This is a genomic window from Macrococcus sp. 19Msa1099, from assembly GCA_019357535.2.
GTDB classification, from domain to species: Bacteria; Bacillota; Bacilli; order Staphylococcales; family Staphylococcaceae; genus Macrococcoides; species Macrococcoides psychrotolerans.
On sequence record CP079955.1, the window covers coordinates 606,339 to 625,935 of the forward strand.

At 35.8% G+C, this 19,597-nt stretch carries 16 protein-coding genes and 1 pseudogene; 11 read left to right on the top strand and 6 right to left on the bottom strand.

The annotated features are described in order from the left end of the window. Window positions 1–49: 49 nt before the first annotated feature. Complete coding sequence (locus KYI10_03185) at window positions 50–1,369, bottom strand: CoA-disulfide reductase (protein ID QYA33891.1); 1,320 nt, start codon at window positions 1,367–1,369, stop codon at window positions 50–52. Further along, entirely contained in the window at window positions 1,369–2,181 is an 813-nt protein-coding gene (locus KYI10_03190) for a Cof-type HAD-IIB family hydrolase (protein ID QYA33453.1), read from the bottom strand. Before KYI10_03190 ends, KYI10_03185 begins: the two co-directional genes overlap by 1 nt. Window positions 2,182–2,266: 85 nt before the next feature. Between KYI10_03190 and KYI10_03195 the strand changes: the two genes are divergently transcribed. Then, window positions 2,267–2,575 carry a metal-sulfur cluster assembly factor gene (locus KYI10_03195; protein QYA33454.1) on the top strand — a complete coding sequence of 103 codons (309 nt, stop codon included), beginning with the start codon at window positions 2,267–2,269 and terminating at the stop codon, window positions 2,573–2,575. 56 nt (window positions 2,576–2,631) lie between these two features. Here the strand turns inward: KYI10_03195 and KYI10_03200 are convergent, their stop codons facing one another. Continuing rightward, a complete protein-coding gene (locus tag KYI10_03200) occupies window positions 2,632–3,351 on the bottom strand; it encodes a Crp/Fnr family transcriptional regulator (GenBank protein QYA33892.2) in 720 nt (239 codons plus the stop codon). A 129-nt stretch (window positions 3,352–3,480) separates the two neighbouring features. Here KYI10_03200 and clpB point away from each other — a divergent pair, with 129 nt between their 5' ends. Next, a complete protein-coding gene (gene clpB / locus KYI10_03205) occupies window positions 3,481–6,060 on the top strand; it encodes an ATP-dependent chaperone ClpB (GenBank protein QYA33455.1) in 2,580 nt (859 codons plus the stop codon). A 56-nt stretch (window positions 6,061–6,116) separates the two neighbouring features. Here clpB and KYI10_03210 read toward each other — a convergent pair whose 3' ends face one another. Then, complete coding sequence (locus KYI10_03210) at window positions 6,117–6,311, bottom strand: DUF2929 family protein (protein ID QYA33456.1); 195 nt, start codon at window positions 6,309–6,311, stop codon at window positions 6,117–6,119. Window positions 6,312–6,397: 86 nt separating this feature from the next. On the opposite strand from KYI10_03210, the gene KYI10_03215 reads away from it, so the two are divergent. The 3 genes from KYI10_03215 to fabF all read left to right on the top strand — a co-directional run bounded on the left by KYI10_03215 (window position 6,398) and on the right by fabF (window position 9,663). Then, entirely contained in the window at window positions 6,398–7,399 is a 1,002-nt protein-coding gene (locus KYI10_03215; protein QYA33457.1) for a BMP family ABC transporter substrate-binding protein, read from the top strand. 84 nt (window positions 7,400–7,483) lie between these two features. Then, window positions 7,484–8,437, top strand: a complete 954-nt coding sequence (locus tag KYI10_03220) for a beta-ketoacyl-ACP synthase III (protein ID QYA33458.1) — start codon at window positions 7,484–7,486, stop codon at window positions 8,435–8,437. Next, window positions 8,434–9,663 carry a beta-ketoacyl-ACP synthase II gene (gene fabF, locus KYI10_03225; protein QYA33459.1) on the top strand — a complete coding sequence of 410 codons (1,230 nt, stop codon included), beginning with the start codon at window positions 8,434–8,436 and terminating at the stop codon, window positions 9,661–9,663. Before KYI10_03220 ends, fabF begins: the two co-directional genes overlap by 4 nt. Window positions 9,664–9,696: 33 nt before the next feature. Here fabF and KYI10_03230 read toward each other — a convergent pair whose 3' ends face one another. After that, window positions 9,697–10,044 (bottom strand): DUF3899 domain-containing protein, encoded by a 348-nt coding sequence (locus tag KYI10_03230; GenBank protein QYA33460.1) that lies wholly within the window; start codon window positions 10,042–10,044, stop codon window positions 9,697–9,699. A 344-nt stretch (window positions 10,045–10,388) separates the two neighbouring features. Between KYI10_03230 and opp3b the strand changes: the two genes are divergently transcribed. From opp3b to KYI10_03255, 5 genes and pseudogenes are all read left to right on the top strand, one after another. Continuing rightward, window positions 10,389–11,315 (top strand): oligopeptide ABC transporter permease, encoded by a 927-nt coding sequence (gene opp3b / locus KYI10_03235; protein QYA33893.1) that lies wholly within the window; start codon window positions 10,389–10,391, stop codon window positions 11,313–11,315. 74 nt (window positions 11,316–11,389) lie between these two features. Further along, window positions 11,390–12,370: pseudogene (gene opp3C, locus KYI10_03240) on the top strand (oligopeptide ABC transporter permease). 14 nt (window positions 12,371–12,384) lie between these two features. Further along, window positions 12,385–13,458 (top strand): ABC transporter ATP-binding protein, encoded by a 1,074-nt coding sequence (locus tag KYI10_03245; protein QYA33462.2) that lies wholly within the window; start codon window positions 12,385–12,387, stop codon window positions 13,456–13,458. After that, a complete protein-coding gene (locus tag KYI10_03250; GenBank protein QYA33894.2) occupies window positions 13,458–14,513 on the top strand; it encodes an ATP-binding cassette domain-containing protein in 1,056 nt (351 codons plus the stop codon). The genes KYI10_03245 and KYI10_03250 overlap by 1 nt, the downstream gene beginning before the upstream one ends. Window positions 14,514–14,698: 185 nt before the next feature. Then, the gene (locus tag KYI10_03255) at window positions 14,699–16,324 is read left to right on the top strand and encodes a peptide ABC transporter substrate-binding protein (protein QYA33463.1); all 1,626 of its coding nucleotides are present in this window, start codon (window positions 14,699–14,701) and stop codon (window positions 16,322–16,324) included. Between the two features lie 89 nt (window positions 16,325–16,413). Here the strand turns inward: KYI10_03255 and KYI10_03260 are convergent, their stop codons facing one another. Beyond that, window positions 16,414–17,514, bottom strand: a complete 1,101-nt coding sequence (locus tag KYI10_03260; protein ID QYA33464.1) for an IS30 family transposase — start codon at window positions 17,512–17,514, stop codon at window positions 16,414–16,416. A gap of 345 nt (window positions 17,515–17,859) precedes the next feature. Between KYI10_03260 and opp4A the strand changes: the two genes are divergently transcribed. After that, window positions 17,860–19,593, top strand: coding sequence for an oligopeptide ABC transporter substrate-binding protein (gene opp4A, locus KYI10_03265; GenBank protein ID QYA33465.1), 1,734 nt, complete (start codon window positions 17,860–17,862; stop codon window positions 19,591–19,593). Window positions 19,594–19,597: the final 4 nt, after the last annotated feature.

A 19,597-nucleotide genomic window follows, 5' to 3' on the forward strand; every position in this document is an offset into this window, starting at 1 on the left:
AAAGACGCCCAAATCTTGGGCGTCTGCTTTCTATATTAACAATCAATGACTACTTCGCTTTATATCCGAGCATATTAATAATATCTTTTGGGCTGGAGTAGTCAGGATGATACGCAACTTCGATATCTTTGAAGTCATAGATTGTTAATCCGCCGATCATAGCCGTTGATAGGACATCGATTCGTTTATCGACACCACTTTTTCCAGAGACGCTCGCTGATAATATTTTGCCGGTTGATTGCTCGTAGTAAACTGTGATGCTTAGCGGCGAACTGTAAGGCATGTAGCTGGCTTTATGTTTTTGCGTGTGTGACACGTGTGCGATATTATCCATTTCAAGTACGAGCGCTTCAGTGAGGCCTACCGACGCATACGTATGATCAAATAATCGAAGAATATTACTGCCAAGTAGTCCTTTAAATGCTTCTCTATCTTTATGGAATAAGTTATGGGCAATGATAGAGGCAGCGCGATGCGTACCCCAGGCAAGTGCGATTGTTGCTGTCTTATCTATATGGCGATAGAATGTTTCTATTGCATCACCTAGTGCATATATAGATGGATTGCTCGTTTCAAAATAACGGTTGACCTTGATATATCCTTTATCATTGAGTTCTAGTGCATCACCGATAAATTTCGTATTCGGTTGCAGACCGAGTGCTGTGATGATGATATCAAATGTATCGGTATCACCTGACTTGAATGTAACAGTGTGCTCATTGATACGCGCAACCTCATCTTCTAGTTTTAGATGAATACCATTATCTTCAAGTACTTGAGGAACCGTGTCTGTAATATCTCGACTCATCTGTTTTAGGAAGTGACTGCTGCGATGTACAAGCGTTACATCCAGTCCACGATGCTTTAAGTTTTCTGCCATCTCGAGACTGATATAACCACCGCCAACTACGAGTGCACGCTGTGCATGGGTACGTTCAATATACTGATCGATCTTATCCGTATCTTCTAAGTTACGCACTTGGAACACATGATCATGCTTATATAAATCCGGAACAATTTGGCTTGCGCCTGGTGACAGAATCAAGTAATCGTATGTATCGGTGAATGTTTCTTTAGTTTGATGATTGTAAATTTCTATTTTCTTATCATCCGGATATAAACGTGTCACTTCATGATACGTGTGGACTTGAATATTACGATTATCATTAAATGTATCCGGTGTTGCCATAACGATGTTATCACGAGAGGCCACTGTTTCTCCGATGTAATAAGGTAAACCACAGTTTGCATAGCTCATATCACGATCTTTTTCGTAGATTGTGATATCAGCATCTGCATCGAGTCTTCTGATTTGAGATGCAACTGTCGCGCCACCTGCAACTGCACCGACGATAATGATTTTCATGATTATACCTCCAGCTTAAAGTATTGAATAAGAAACTTCGCTATCCCATCTTCATTATTTGTGTCAGTAATTTCGTCTGCGATAGATTTGAGCTCATCGATTGCATTGCCCATTGCTACGCCTGTTCCAGCATATTTAATCATTTCATTGTCATTATCTTCATCACCGAATGCTATAACATGTTCTTGTTTAATATTTAAATATTCGTGACAAAGCTTCACGCCGACTGCTTTATTGATACCTTTCTTAACGATTTCGATGACTGGAAATGGAGCGCCCCAGCGACGATGCTCTAATCTGTCAGCATAGATTTCATCAAAGTGCTTATAGATATTAGGAATCTCGGATTCTTCAGCCTGGATAAGGATGGTTGTCGGAGGTTCTGTAATGTTTTCCAGTAGATTCCCGATCTTGATGACAGGGTTACCCATACTAAAGCCTTCGAATAAATATTCATCATGATAATGTAAGAAAACATTGTCTTTAATTTCGGCGACGATATTCTTAATATTAAGATTAGGAATCTTAGAGAAGATATCTCTTGATACCTCAAAATCTAAAGTTTCATGAAATGTCTCAAAATTCGTATCACCTGGGTGATGAACGAATGCGCCATTGAAATTAACAATCGGTGTATCCAGGTTCAGCTGATTATAATAAATTTGACTGGCACGGTATGGACGTCCGGTCGAAATAATAAATTTATGGCCTTGTTCCTGTAGCAGACGGATGACCTTCTTCGTAAACGGTGTAATCTCCTGCTTGCTATTAAGTAATGTTCCATCTAGATCGAGACAAATTAAATGCTGTTCCATAAAATAACTCCTTTAAATGTATTTCGTTTATATGTATATTAATTTCTGATATAGTAAGTGTATAATAAACTTTGAGGTGATACAAATGGAAGAAGCTATGAAAGACAGTATAATGGGAGCGCTCGAAAATGTTATTGATCCTGAGCTAGGTATTGATATCATTAACTTAGGATTAGTTTACAATGTAGATATGGATGATGATGGTCTGTGCACGGTTGAAATGACATTGACATCTATGGGTTGTCCGATGGGCCCGCAAATTATTGATCAGGTGAAAACTGCATTAGGTGAATTACCTGAGATTAAAGAGACAGAAGTGAACGTTGTATGGAATCCAGTATGGAATAAAGATATGATGAGCCGTTATGCTAAGATTGCTTTAGGTGTAAGTTAATAATAAAGAGAAAGGAACGAGGCTGAAAATTTATTTTCAGCCTCGTTCCTTTCTTCTTATTCGATGCGACATATATTAAGTGGACAATTTTCGCAGTTAATTTCATTCTTTAGATAGTCTAAATCTTTAATTGTAATTTTCTTGTTATTTGTTTCGATGATACCATTCTGTTTAAGTTCGCTGATGATGCGATTAACGCCTTCTCGTGTTGTGCCACCGAAGTTTGCCAGTTCATTGTTTGTCAGATCAATATTAAGTTTAATGCCTACGTCTGTTTCAACGCCATACGTATTTGTCAGACGAATCAAAGTAGAGTAGATGGCACCTTTTTTCCCAAGTGTATAAAGGTCACGTAACTTATACTCTTGTTTTTCATTTTCATTTTGAATAAATAGCAGCCATTCATAGTTTAGTACTTCATCGTTAAGAATCGCAGTCTCAAATGTGGCTAAATCCATTTTATAGACAGTAGTCTTTGTTTTCACCTTAGCAAAGAGTGCATGTTTCTTATTGCCGCAGAACAGGGTGTTCACACCGAACAGGTTACGTCTGCCCAGCAGTTTTAAATTGAATTCCTTGCCATCTTCAAGTACACGATGAATCACAACATTCCCTGATTTAATGATATAGATTGAATCAATAGGATCTTCTGCCTGGAAGATATATTGATTTGCATCGAATGTTTCTATCTTTCCCTCTTCCATAATGTAGTTGACGATACTTGTTGCTTCGTGAAATGCAGATTGAACCATTGTATTCACCTTCTTACGGATCATTTTCAAATTTGTATTTATTATAACATAACAAATTTCAACTTCTATATACGAACCGTAATATTTGTATTCTATTATAAAACATTTTATAATAGTGTTATAGTCAAAGAAGGTCAAACAGGGGTGAATGACATGAATATAGAACAGATGACATTTAATGTGCAGAGTGCGTTAGAGCAAGCACAGCACAAGGCAAGAGAAGATAAATTGCAGGCCATTGAAAGTGAGCATGTGCTATTACATTTTGCTGAAACAGCTGATAGTATGCTCGTTACAGTGTTCGAGCGTGCGCATCTGGACATCTCTGGATATAAAGCTTTATTACAAGAAGCGCTGGACAAGAAACCTCGAGTAGAGGGGGATGTGCAGTATGGCCAGTATATTGCTAGTAATATGAGCGAGTTGATGAGTCGGGCTCAGGCACTGATGACAGAAATGGAGGATCAGTATGTGTCAGCTGAACATATTATCCTAGCTGCCACAGAAGTTCATGAAATTACACGTAACTTTGTAGGGAATAAGAATGATGTTATTAAAGAAATCATAATGAATATAAGAGGGGGAAATCATGTGACAACACAAAATCCAGAAGTTCAGTATGAAGTATTGAAGAAATATGGACGCGATCTCGTTGAAGAGGTGCGTAACGGTAAGATGGATCCGGTGATTGGTCGTGATGATGAGATTCGCAATACGATTCGTATATTAAGCCGTAAAACAAAGAACAATCCGATATTAATCGGCGAACCGGGTGTCGGTAAGACAGCGATTGTTGAAGGTCTTGCACAGCGTATCGTGAAGCGTGATGTTCCAGACAGTCTATTAGACAAGACAATCTTTGAGCTTGATTTATCAGCACTTGTTGCAGGTGCGAAGTTCCGTGGTGAGTTTGAGGAACGTTTAAAAGCAGTACTTAAAGAAGTTAAGGAATCTGACGGTAAGATTCTATTGTTTATTGATGAGATTCACATGCTTGTTGGGGCTGGTAAAACAGATGGCGCAATGGATGCAGGGAACATGTTAAAACCGATGCTTGCGCGTGGTGAACTGCATTGTATCGGTGCCACAACATTAAATGAGTATCGTGAGTATATCGAGAAAGATTCGGCGCTTGAGCGTCGTTTCCAGAAAGTAAATGTAAAAGAGCCGGATTTAGAAGATACGATTTCAATACTACGTGGTTTAAAGGAACGTTATGAAGTACATCACGGTGTACGTATACAGGATAATGCACTCGTTGCCGCTGCTGAATTATCAGATCGTTACATTACAGATCGCTTCCTGCCTGATAAGGCGATTGATCTAGTCGATCAGGCTTGTGCAACAATACGTACGGAAATGGGCTCTAACCCGACAGAACTTGATGCGGTAAATCGCCGCGTGTTACAGTTAGAAATTGAAGAGAATGCATTGAAGCATGAAAGTGATGCGAAATCAGAAGCAAGACTGCATGAACTGCAAAGAGAGCTTGCAGATGAGAAAGAACGTCAGCAGATGTTAACTGCGAAAGTTGAGAAAGAAAAAGAACAGATCAGCGTTGTGCAGACTAAACGGGCAGAACTGGATGATTTTCGTAAGCAGCTGGAAGAAGCACAGAGCAACTATAACCTGGAAAAAGCATCAGAACTGCAATATGCGAAGATTCCGGCAGTAGAGAAAGAACTTGCTGAACTAGAAGCACAGCTGCACGAGGAAACGAAAGATACGGACCGTCTGATTCGTGAAGTAGTGACAGAAGAAGAAATTGGTTATATTGTGTCACAATGGACAGGTATACCGGTGAATAAGCTCGTAGAATCAGAGAAAGATAAATTATTACGTCTTTCTGATATTCTGCATGAGCGCGTCGTTGGGCAAGATGAAGCAGTTGACTTAGTATCTGATGCGGTCATTCGTGCGCGTGCAGGGATAAAAGATCCGAATCGTCCGATTGGTAGTTTCTTATTCTTAGGACCAACTGGTGTCGGTAAGACTGAACTTGCGAAAGCATTAGCAAGCACATTGTTTGATTCAGAGAAACATATGGTAAGAATCGATATGAGTGAATATATGGAGAAACATTCTGTGAGCAGATTAATCGGTGCACCTCCTGGTTATGTAGGGCATGAGGAAGGTGGTCAGCTGACTGAAGCAGTGCGCAGAAATCCATATACAGTTCTGTTACTCGATGAGATTGAAAAGGCGCATAGTGATGTATTTAACGTGCTGCTTCAATTACTTGATGAAGGTCGATTAACAGATTCACGTGGACGCAATGTTGACTTTAAGAATACGATTGTCATTATGACAAGTAACATTGGATCTCAATATCTGTTAGATGGCATCGACAATGGTGAAATAACGGAAGATGCAAGAAACAATGTTACAGCTGCACTTCATCAGTACTTTAAGCCTGAGATACTGAACCGTATGGATGATATCATTATGTTTAAACCATTATCCAGAAACGATATGACATTTATCGTCGATAAAATCGTTAACCAGCTGAACATGAGATTGATTAGTAACGGTGTACGCGTCCATTTAACAGACGCAGTGAAAACATGGATTGCTGATACAGCGTATGAACCACAGTTTGGTGCACGACCACTGAAACGTTTCGTTCAGAAGGAAATTGAGACGCCGCTTGCTAAATTACTGATAAAAGAAGATTACGCTGAAGGTACGGAAATTACTGTAGATAGAGTTGATGGTGAAGTCGTATTCAGATAACGCGATATAAAGAAAGTACCAGATGATTCATCATCTGGTACTTTCTTATGTCAATATTAATGCTCTTCGTGGTGGGGTATCGGTTCATTCGGAATAATATGTGCAATAATAATTGCAAGAATACCAAAGATGACGCCCATGATTGATGCAAATGGTAAGTTAAGATCCTGTCCGCCACCGAGACTCATTAAAACGAAATTAATCATTTGAACAAGAATGAAAGCCCACACAAATGTGAAAATATAATTCATAATATTTCTCCCCCAACTTTATTCTATATAGTTTATTATAAAAGAGTAGCATAAAAAAGTATACCTTATTTTAGAAAGGAAATATTATGAATTATAAAGTTATCTCCTTAGCAACGGTCTGCGTACTTATTGTCCTATGTATTTATTCTATTATTCCGAAACATCAGGAGATTAGAAGTATCGCATATTTATCCAAAGAATCAGTTCATGACCAGACATGGGGCACAGAAGGATATAAGGGTATATTAAATATTATCCAGACACACAACGCCAACTTTTTTGTTCAGGAGAATCTAAAGACCGATAAGGCGGTAATGGATACGATTCATCAATTTGCTGAGCGCGATGTCAATATTATATACGGGCAAGGCTCTGAATTTGAAGCAGTGTTTAATCAGGCTGCAGTGAAGTATCCGAAGATGCATTTTGTCTTTTTGAATGGGGAGAGTCGTGCTAAAAATGTATCTTCATTAAATATAGAAGGATATGCGATGGGATTTTTCGGAGGAATGCTCGCGGCACATGAGTCTAAAACGAAGGTGCTTGGAATTGTCGGGGCATTTAAAGGACAGCCAGAGATAGATGGATTTATAGATGGCGCCCATTATGAAGAAAAATCTGTTAAAGTTAAAACAAAGTATATAAAGACATGGGGATATAATGGGGATTCACAAGCATGTACAATAGGGTTGATTGATAAGGAGAGTGCAGATGTGATCTATCCAGCAGCAGACGGGACAAATCGAGATGTAATGGAGGTTGTTAAAGCACGCAATAAGAAAGCCATCGGGTATATTTCTGATCAAAGTTACTTAGGGGACTTTGTTATCGGTAGTACGACGCAGAATATATCGAAATTATATTCAGATATTGCTGATGATTACTATGAACGGAGACTTAAAGGTGGAACCAAAAAATACGGAATGAATAACAACATCACTGATCTTGAGATATCGAAATCTGTAGATGAAGTGTATGTTAAGAAACTCAAATCGGATATACAGAGATTTAAAGTGACAGGCATTCTTCCGAATAAGAAACTACCCCCGACATATCAGGAGAGTGCGTATCTGATTAAAGTAAGCTAAAAAACACTTCTTTATATTGAAGTGTTTTTTATTATGTGATAAATTAGTACCAGATACTAAAACTTGATATAAGTAGGTGCTGTAATGAATGCAGGGATTATAGGGATTGGAACATATGTACCTGAAACGATTATAGATAATCATTATTTTGAAAACTATCTCGAAACAACAGATGAATGGATTGTATCGCGTACAGGCATCAAGGAAAGAAGGTTCGCAGATCAAGACATGGATGTCAGTGATATGGCATATTATGCTGCGCTGCAGGCGATTGAAGATGCAGCGATTAAACCGGAAGACATTGATCTGATTCTTGTTGCAACATCAACAGGAGACCATCACTTTCCATCGGTGGCTTGTCAGCTGCAGCATCGTTTAAAATTGAGCAAAGTGCCGGCAATGGATCAGCTTGCAGCATGTACGGGATTTATTTATTCTCTTATAACGGCACAGCAGTTTATCTTATCAGGAAATTACCGTAATATTCTTGTTGTAGGTGCAGATAAACTTTCGAAAATTACCAATATGGAGGACCGTAATACTGCAGTGCTCTTTGGTGATGGTGCAGGTGCAGTGATTGTCAGTCAGGTCAGTGATAATTATGGTATTCAGGCTTATAACTGGGGAAGTGACGGTAGCGGTGCATTTCATCTCTATGATGATAAAGCATCCGGGTACCTAAAGATGAATGGGCGTGAAGTATTTAAGTTTGCGGTGCGTATTCTTGAAGAACAGTCACAACTTGTTATGGATAAGGCAGGACTTCATGCACAGGATATTGATATGCTGATTCCACATCAGGCGAACACGAGAATCATTGAATCAGCGAGAGAACGCCTCGGACTCTCCGCTTCACAAGTGAGTACAACGCTCGACAAGTATGGTAATACTTCAGCGGCAAGTATTCCATTATCTATTGCATATGAATGTCAAAACGGTAAAATAAAAAATGGAGATCAACTCATATTAACCGGATTTGGTGGTGGACTGACATTCGGCGCAATCGCATTGATATGGGGACAGGAGGAAAAAAGATGAGAAGAGTTGTAATAACAGGTATGGGTGCTTTGACACCTATCGGTAACGATGTACAGACAACATTTAACAATGCATTAAACGGTGTCAATGGTATCGATACGATTACGCGTATTGATACGAGTGATATGAATGTGAAAGTGGCTGGAGAACTGAAAGACTTCAATGTTGAAGACTATATAGATAAGAAAGAAGCCCGTAGAATGGATCGCTTTACACAATATGCGGTTGTCGCAGCAAATGAAGCGCTTAAAGATTCTAAGCTGCAGATTGATGATGACAACAGCGATCGTGTTGGTGTCTGGATTGGTTCTGGAATTGGTGGGATGGAGACATTTGAGCTTGCACATACTGCGATGACAGAAAAGGGACCTAGACGTGTAAGTCCATTCTTCGTACCGATGCTGATACCTGACATGGCAGCAGGGCAAGTATCAATTGCACTCGGTGCTAAAGGGCCGAATGGCTGTACAGTGACAGCATGTGCCACAGGAACAAACTCTATCGGTGATGCCATGCGTATTATACAGTACGGCGACGCAGATGTAATGTTTGCAGGAGGTGCTGAAGCACCGATTACACGTATGAGCTTAGCAGGATTCAGTGCGAATAAAGCATTAAGTACGAACGATGATCCACATACAGCATGCAGACCATTCCAGGAAGGACGCGATGGTTTCATTATGGGTGAAGGCGCAGGTGTCGTTGTCCTGGAAGAACTCGAGCACGCATTAGCACGTGGAGCACATATTTATGCAGAAGTCGTGGGCTACGGGAATAACGGTGATGCCCATCATATTACAGCACCCGCGCCAAACGGTGAAGGTGGCACACGTACGATGAACATGGCACTGAAAGACGCTGGAATAACACCGAGTGATGTGGGATACTTGAACGCCCATGGTACGAGTACACCCATTGGCGATTTATATGAGACGATGGCCATCAAAGCAACATTCGGGGAATCAGCGAAAGATCTACTTGTGTCATCAACTAAATCGATGACAGGGCATCTACTCGGCGCAACAGGCGCTGTTGAGACGATTATTACAGCCCTCGCATTACAGACAGGCCAGATTCCTCCGACGATACATCAAGATACACCTGATGCGGAACTTGATCTAAATTATGTTCCGGAGAAAGCAGTGACAAAGGATATCGAATACGCCATGACAAACAGCCTTGGATTCGGTGGACATAATGCAGTACTAGTGTTGAAGAAATATTAATAAAAGCGTATGCAGCAATTGCTGCATACGCTTTTATAATATTAATAATAGAATGCTTAACGTTAGTAACAACGTAGATACAATAATTAATGGTGATGTAATTGGATATTTTTCACTTCTGATTGTAAGTGATTTATGTGAATCACTACTCTCGTCCATAGTAGATTTCACACTTTTAGGGGCCATTATATAATGGAATCTTCGAAATGAAAAGCCGATAATACTAAAGGCACCACCGGAATAAATCAAGAGAAGTAAACCAGCACACAAGCCTGTCATACCTATGATGAATAAAGCATTAATAAATGAAAAATGAAATATAAAAGTTAATAATAAAATAAAAAATAATTCAGTCAAAATTATATAAATAAACTTTTCCATATATTGTCCTCCTCTATATTAAATCTATTATATTAAAAAAATAAATATATCTAAATAATTATAACTATATATTATTATAAAAAAATATACTTAAATATGAGATAACGCGATGAACATTTGTTTATCTCATTATATTATGTTGTTTAAAGCCAGATAATTATTAAAAATCTTAAAATAGATATTGATATTTTGTATACATAAGTTTTATAATATAATTAATCTTCTGAAAATTTAGTTACTTTTAAAATTTAAATAATAATTGTACTACAAATATAGAAAAACAATTAAAAATATGTTGTAACTGTTTGAAAGAAGTATTTTATGGAGGAATGGGAGGCTTTTTCATGTTTAAGTATGCTTTAAAAAGATTATTCTACATGGTAATTACGTTATTTATTGTCGCTACAGCAACTTTCTTTCTTATGAAGTTAATGCCAGGGTCACCTTTTAACGATGAGAAATTATCTGCTGAACAAAAGCAAATTGTAAAAGAAAAATACGGGTTAAATGACCCATTACCAGTACAGTATGGTAACTACATTAAAAATGTTGCAACAGGTGATTTTGGAAATAGTTTCCAATATGATGGGAAAGAAGTATTAGATTTAATAATACCGAGATTGGGACCATCAGCGGAAATAGGTGCTTATGCTATGTTAATTGGTGTAACAATAGGTATCATACTAGGTATTATTGCAGCAGTTAAACAAAATACTTGGATTGATTATTTAGCAACTCTCTTTTCAGTAGTAGCTATATCTGTACCTTCATTTGTACTAGCAGTTTTACTTCAGTACTTTTTTGCTGTAAGAAATCCAATTTTTCCTGTTGCAGAATTTGATGGTCTAAAATATGCAGTATTGCCTTCTTTAGCACTTTCTGCAGGAGTAATTGCAACGATTGCACGTTATATTCGTTCAGAAATGATTGAAGTGTTAAGTTCTGATTATATAACTTTAGCTAAAGCAAAAGGAAATTCAACAATCAAAGTATTATTTGGTCATGCATTGAGAAATGCATTAATTCCAATTATTACTTTGATCGGACCAATGACTGTAGGTATATTAACAGGTGCATTAACCATTGAAACAATTTTTGCAATTCCCGGAATTGGAGATCAGTTCGTTAGGTCTATACAACAAAATGATTATCCTGTAATTATGGCATTAACTATTTTGTTTAGCTTTTTATTCATTACAGTGTTATTCATTGTTGATATTCTATATGGAATAATTGACCCGCGAATTCGAGTTCAAGGAGGAAAAGATTAATGACTCAAGAATATAATGAAAAATATATTAATCATGGCGATTTAAACCAATCATTACAAATACATCCTGGCTCATTTATACTTGCTGATAAAAATGAAATTAACGATGAAAAAATTGAAAGAGAATCAAGAACATTTTGGCAGGATGCATGGCTTCAGCTAAAAGCAAACAAAGGCGCTGTCTTAGGTTTGATAGGGTTAGTTTTGTTAACATTAATGGCACTTATAGGTCCGTTGATTAGTGGACATACATATAGAGAACAACATAAAGGTCATGAAAATCTTGCGCCCAGAATTGAAATCTTAAAAGATGTTAAATTCTTACCTTTTACAGGTGAAGATAAGGATGGGTATAACAAATACGAAGAAAATAATATAAAAGACAGTTATTGGTTTGGAACAGATAGGTTAGGAAGAGATATTTTTACTCGAGTGTGGAAGGGAACACAAGTCTCTCTATTAATAGGTATAATTGCAGCATTGTTAGATGTAGTGATAGGAATTACTTACGGGTCTGTTTCTGGATTTTTTGGTGGTGCAACTGATACTTTTATGCAACGTATTATTGAAATTATTGCATCTATTCCAAACTTAATTATTATGATTTTATTTGTAATTATCTTTGATGCGAGTATGTTAACAATTGTATTAGCAATGAGTCTGACAGGATGGATAGGTATGAGTCGAATTGTCCGAGGCCAATTTTTGAAGCTTAAAAATCAAGAGTTTGTTATGGCATCTAGAACACTCGGTGCTTCAAATTCGAGTCTAATTTTTAAACATATATTACCTAATACTTTAGGCCCAATTATTGTAACAGCTATGTTCTCTGTTCCGAGTGCTATATTTTTTGAAGCATTCTTAAGTTTCATAGGGTTAGGTATTCCAGCTCCGAATGCTTCATTGGGATCACTTGTAAACGATGGACGAAAAATGTTATTAATTGAGCCGTATCAAATGTTTGTACCTTCAATGATACTTAGTTTACTAATCTTATGTTTTTACTTATTTGGTGATGGTGTTCGCGATGCTTTTGATCCAAAAATGCGTAAATAAAGGAGGAAATGAAAATGGCAGAAAGAATTTTAGAAGTTAAGAATTTAAAAGTTTCCTTCGATATTAAGGCGGGGGAAGTTCAAGCAGTACGTGGTGTTGATTTTTATCTGGATAAAGCGGAAACACTTGCAATTGTAGGAGAGTCGGGTTCAGGGAAATCGGTTACTACAAAAGCATTGATGAGATTATTACCGACACCTCCAAGTCGTATTAAAGAAGGTCAAATTTTATTTGACGGAAAAGATTTAACGAAATTGAGTGAAAAAGAAATGCAAAAGGTGCGCGGAAAAGATATTTCTATGATTTTCCAGGATCCTATGACAAGTTTAAATCCAACAATGAAGATTGGTAAACAAGTGATGGAGCCATTGATTAAACATCAGAAATTATCTAGAGTTGATGCGAAATCAAGAGCTTTAGATATATTAAGACTTGTTGGTTTACCTAACCCTGAAGGTAGATTTAACAATTATCCACATCAGTTCTCTGGTGGGCAACGTCAACGTATAGTAATTGCAACAGCATTAGCATGTGATCCTAAAATATTAATTGCAGATGAACCTACCACTGCTTTAGATGTTACAATTCAAGCACAAATTCTTGAATTAATGAAAGACTTACAAAAGAAAATTGATACATCAATAATATTTATTACACATGATTTAGGAGTAGTCGCTAACGTAGCTGATCGTGTGGCAGTAATGTATGGAGGGCAAATTGTTGAAACAGGAACTGTTGATGAAGTTTTCTATAATCCAAAACATCCATATACATGGGGATTATTGTCATCAATGCCGAGTTTAGATACTGATGGTGAAACAGAGCTAAAAGCGATACCAGGTACACCACCTGATTTAATTAAACCACCTATTGGTGATGCATTTGCTCGACGTTCAGAATACGCACTTCAAATTGACTTTGAACAAGAGGCACCATGGTATCAAGTGTCTGAAACACATTTTGTGAAATCATGGTTAATGGATCCGAATGCACCTAAAGTTGAACCACCTGAAATGGTAAAACAAATGATGCGTCCAATATCAAGTGATTTTGATAAACCTATTCGCGTTGAGGGGGTTAGCTTTTAATGGTGAGTAAAATAATTCATAATCATTCAACAAATGAGAATGTACACTTTAAAGAACATATGGATGAGAACAAAAAAAATTTACCAAAACAAATAACGTCACAAGGATTATATGGTGATGGAAAAGAAAAACTTATTGAAGTTAAGAATTTGAAACAATATTTCAATGTTGGTAAACCTAATGAAGTACGTGCAATTGATGATATTTCGTTTGATATTTATAAAGGTGAAACTTTAGGTCTTGTAGGAGAGTCTGGATGTGGTAAATCAACTACAGGACGTACTTTAATTAAGTTATATAATGCAACAGGCGGCGAAGTAATTTTTGATGGAATTGATATTCAATCAATTAAGAAAAAGAAAGACTTATTAAAATTTAATCGTCGTATGCAAATGATATTTCAGGATCCTTATGCATCCTTAAATCCAAGATTAAAAGTAATGGATATAATTGCAGAAGGAATAGATATCCATAAATTGGCTAAAAATAAAGAAGAACGTGCTGATCGTGTGTATGAATTATTAGAAACAGTAGGATTAAACAAAGAACATGCGAACCGTTATCCACATGAGTTTTCAGGTGGTCAAAGACAACGTATAGGCATTGCCCGTGCACTAGCAGTAGAACCTGAATTTATTATCGCAGATGAACCTATTTCAGCTCTTGATGTTTCAATCCAAGCACAAGTTGTAAATTTAATGCAGAAACTACAACGAGAACGTGGCATCACTTTTCTGTTTATTGCCCATGATTTATCCATGGTTAAATATATTTCAGATCGAATTGGTGTTATGTATTTTGGCAAGCTTGTTGAAGTAGGTCCAGCTGATTCACTTTACAATAATCCTATGCATGAATATACTAAATCGTTATTGTCGGCAATTCCATTACCAGATCCCGAGTCAGAGAGAACAAGAGTCAGAAGAACATACAATCCGGAAGTTCATGCATATTCTCCAGAAGATAAGCTTGAATTGCGTGAAGTCGCCCCCGATCATTATGTTTATTGTTCTATTGAAGAACTTGAAAAATATAAGAAAAATTACAAATTATAGAGAAATATTAATAAGGAAGATGATTTTTGATATTTCTTTAATAATCAAAGTTAAAGAGATATTCAAAAAATTATAGATATATATAATCAAAGGTATTGATTATCTGAAACTATTAAAATATAATTAATTACAAATCTTCTGAATATTTGCGCAGATGATTTAAAAAAAGTTGGGGGGATATATAAATGAAAAAAAGTTTTTCTTATTTACTTGTACTAATAATTACATTATCTGGATTTTTAGCAGCTTGTTCTGGAGGCAACAAATCAGATGATAAAAATGCTCAAGTATTAAACTTACAAGAAGGTTCAGATATACCAACACTTGACTCTTCATTAGCAACAGACGCTGTTGCATTCAATGTATTCTTTCAAGTAATGGAAGGACTTTATACATTAGATAAAAATGATAAAGCGATTCCTGCAGTTGCTGAAGGAAAACCCGAAAAGTCAAAAGATGGAAAAACATGGACGATTAAATTACGTAAAGACGCAAAATGGTCAAATGGAGATCCTGTAACAGCAAAAGACTTTGTTTTTGCTTGGAGAAGAACATTAGATCCTAAAACAGCATCTGAATATTCATACATTATGATGGATCTAAAAAATGCACAAGAAGTTAATACTGGAAAAATGAAACCAGAGGAACTAGGTGTTAAAGCTATAGATGATAATACTTTAGAAATTCAGTTAAATGACAATGTTCCTTATTTTGAAGAATTATTAACATTTGGAGTATTCCTACCTCAAAATGAGAAGTTTGTTAAAGAACAAGGTGATAAGTATGGTACTACAAAAGAAACTACTTTATTCAACGGTCCTTTCGTTTTAAATGATTGGCAAACTGAAAAATCATTTAAGTTAACACCTAATAAAAAATATTGGGATAAAGATAAAGTAAAACTTAAAGAAGTAAACTACAAAATCATTAAAGATCAAAATACTGCATTAAACTTATTTAATACTGGAAAATTAGATCGTGTAACATTACCAGCGGAGCAAGTTGATAAATATAAAGATGATCCTAAATTATCGACAGAATTACAGTCAACTACATTTTTTATCCGCATGAATCAAGAGAATAAAGATTTGGCTAACAAAGACTTAAGATTAGCGATTGCAAAATCAATTGATAAACAAGCGTATGTTGATACTTTACTTAAAAATGGTTCAAAACCTTTAGATACAAATACACCTAAAGAATTTGTTGAAAAAGACGGCAAAGATTTTACTGATTCATTAAAGAATAAATTATCTTATAATAAAGAAGAAGCTAAAGCACATTTCGAAAAAGCTAAAAAAGCTTTAGGTAAAGATTCGTTTACATTTGAATATTTAACTTATGATCAAGAAGAGTCGAAAACTGCTGGTGAGTATATCAAAGAACAATTAGAGAACAACTTACCTGGATTAAAAATAAATATTAAGCAGCAACCATTTAAACAGAAACTTCAATTAGAATCGAAAATGAAATATGATTTATCATTTGCTGGTTGGGGTCCTGACTATCCAGACCCAATGACGTTTGTTGACTTATATGTTACAGATGGAGGCCATAACCAAACAGGTTGGTCAAATAAAGAATTTGATCAAAAGGTTCAAGATGCAAAAGGTCCATTATTAGATGATATTGATAAACGATGGACAACGATGGTTGAAGCAGAAGATATTGTATTAGAAGAAGCTGTAATTGCCCCTATTTATCAACGTGGAGCTGCTCGATTAGTACAACCTCACGTTAAAAACTTTATAATTCACAAATTTGGAGCTGACACTTCATTAAAAGAAGTTTATATCGAAAAGAAAAAATAATTGACGATTTAGCAGTGGAAAATTCCGCTGCTATTTTTTATAAAAACATAAACGAAAATTTCAATTGCAAGTTAGCCACTACATCCAAATTAATAGAGATAGTAGCTTAATGGTTCACTTAATAATCCTTCGGATTTTAGTGACTTCAGAAACAGGTATTTAGGTGTTTCATAATCTAGAATTTTTCTGGGATAATTGTTCATCCAGTTTTGGATACGATAAATTATCTCATCAGATACTGATTCCATACTGATTCCTTTAGGGATTATCCGTCTAATGAATTTATGATGGTTTTCTTTAGTACCTCGTTCCCATGATGAATAAGGGTGCGTAAAGTATATTTCAGTGTCAGGTAGTGTCTCCGTAAGGTCACTGAACTCTGATCCGTTATCAGAAGTAATAGACTTGAATATTCGTGAAAATGAATTATCTAATTGATCTTTTAATTGACTTAATGCTAATGTGACAGCATCATTATTTTTACTTTTAATAGGAACGATGATTTCATATCGTGTCTGTCTTTCAACAAGTGTAAGTAACGCTCTTTCGTTTTTAAGTTTAGAACCAATAACAGTATCAATTTCCCAATGACCAAAGACATCTCTAGAATTGATTTCGTGACTTCTATCTTCGATAGATTTTCCTAATACTTTTTTATTTTTTCGACTAGGTCTTCTATTTGTAATTGGTTTTCGTGATATCTTCTCTATAAGGTCGATATTAGAGGTCTTCATAATTCCTCTTTCAATCCAGTTATATAGTGTTGAAACACAAGGAATAATAGAATCACAAAAAATATTATTCTTTTTAGCATAGGCTATTACAACATCGGGAGACCATTTTTTATTCAACATCATCTTATCAGCCCAATCAATAAAAGCATGAGATAACTGATGTTTTGGTGTCCTGCAAGAATTCATACGATTTGTTTCATATTTAAGTTGAGCAACATCAGGGAAATAGCATTCATAATCATAAAAATATTCTTTACTATTAGAAACTATGCGCTTAATTTGTTTAACAGTTCCTCTATTGATCTCATTGTTAATCGTTTGAGGTGCTCTATTCAAAATTTTAGCAATAGCACGATTTGAATAATTTTCACTCTTCAAAATCTGAATTTGATGTCTTTCAAATTCAGTTAAGTGTTTTCCTTTAATATGATTAGTGGTACCATTTAGATGAGTCATTTGCATTCATTCCTTATTGTTTGTTGTGGTAACTACAATATTAACATGGATGCACATGGCTCATTTTTTATTTTTTTAAAGCACACCGTAGGTGGCTAACTTGATTATAGAATTTCCCATAAAAACATAAATATCAATATAATATAAAAAAACAAAAATTCTGAAAATAACGTTGACAGAATTGTCTGAAATCAATATAATTTATTTAAGCTAATAATTTATATCGGAATTCGTACATTATTCATTGGGTTTTCCATTATATGAATATAATATTTATTCATATAATGGAAAATCTAACACGATAAGTATAGATTCCAACTTTAATTCAAATATGGGGGGTATAACATGAAGAGAAAGTTTAAGTTTTTCAGTATTTTAATACTTGCATTAGTTTTAGTACTTGCTGCATGTGGTGGCGGTAAGAAGAATGAAGACACAGGTAAGACAGGTGCAAAAAGTGGTAAAACAGAAAAAAGTGACGCTAAAGGCGGGACTTTAAATGTAGGGCTGAGTGCACCACCAGAAGGTAACTTCCAGTCTATCTTTGCAAAAAGTACGGGAGATTCAGAAGTTATTAGTTATTTCAATGATGGATTAGTAGATTATAACGATGAACTAGAAATGAAGCCTAAAATTCTTTCGTGGAAAGATAAAGGTGACGGTAAAACTTATGAATTCAAAGTTAAAAAAGGGATTAAATGGCAAGATGGTAATGAATTTACAATCAATGACTGGATCTTCACTTTAGAAACTTTAGCGGATAAAGATTACGATGGTCCTCGTTATACTGGTGTGGAAGATATTAAAGGTGCTAAAGAAAAGCACGATGGCAAAGCCGATACTGTATCAGGTATCAAGAAAATTGATGACTATACAGCAGAAGTCACTTTTGATAAGAAGAAAGTAAATAATTTATTAAATTTATGGACAGGCGCTCCAATCAGTGAGAAAGTCTTTAAAGATATTCCAGTAAAGGATATGGGGAAATCACCAGAAGTTCGTAAAAATCCAATCGGTATTGGACCTTTCAAAGTTAAAAAGATTGTTGACGGTGAGTCTGTTGAATTTGAAAAGTTCAAAGACTACTGGCAAGGTGAACCAAAAATCGATAAGGTTAACCTACGTGTAATTGAACAGACTTCATTAACCCAAGCATTAGAAAGTGGAGAAGTAGATATGGCTTCTGTTACTGCACCAATTGCTAAAGAGGTTAAAGAATCTGGAGATGAAAAACTTAAAGTTTTAGAATCACCTTCAACAAGCTACATGATTCTTGGATTTGTATTAAATGATTATGATAAAAAGACGATGAAAATCGGAAAAGAACGTCCGAAGTACCAAGATGTAAGATTACGTAAAGCGATGGCGCATGCAATTAATCGTGATGAATGGATTAAAGCATTCTTATATGGTTATGGAGAAAAAACGAATAGTTTAATTCCATCTAATCACTGGGTAGCAGCGGATAAAGATAAGTTAGAAGATTATAAATATGATACAAAAGAAGCAGAAAAATTACTGGATGAAGCAGGATATAAAGATAAAGATGGAGATGGCTTCCGTGAGGATCCTCAAGGTAAACCATTCGAAGTTAACTTGAAACATTATGCAGGTTCTAATCCGACATTCGAACCACGAACTGCAGCTTTAAAAGGTTACTGGGAAAAAGTTGGTTTAAAAACAAAAGTTCAAATGGTTGAATTTGGTAAGTTTGGTACAGATTTAGAGAATGCTGATAAAGACATGGAAGTGTATTTCAGAAGTTGGTCTCAAGGCGCTGATCCAGACCCATCAGGACTATATCGTTCAGATGCACTTTGGAATGAGTCTCGTTATAATAATCCAGAAGCTGATAAGTTATTAGATGATGCATTAGACTTTGACAAAGTTGGAACAGATAAAGAAAAACGTAAAGACTTATACGTGAAATGGCAACAATTAATGAACAAAGAATTACCAGTTATTCCTATGGCGGAATTAGTAGATACTACGGTAGTTAATGATCGAGTTAAAAACTTTGAAGTATCACTTAAAGGTACAAATCCATCTTATGAATGGGCTGTAGAAGACAAGAAATAATAAA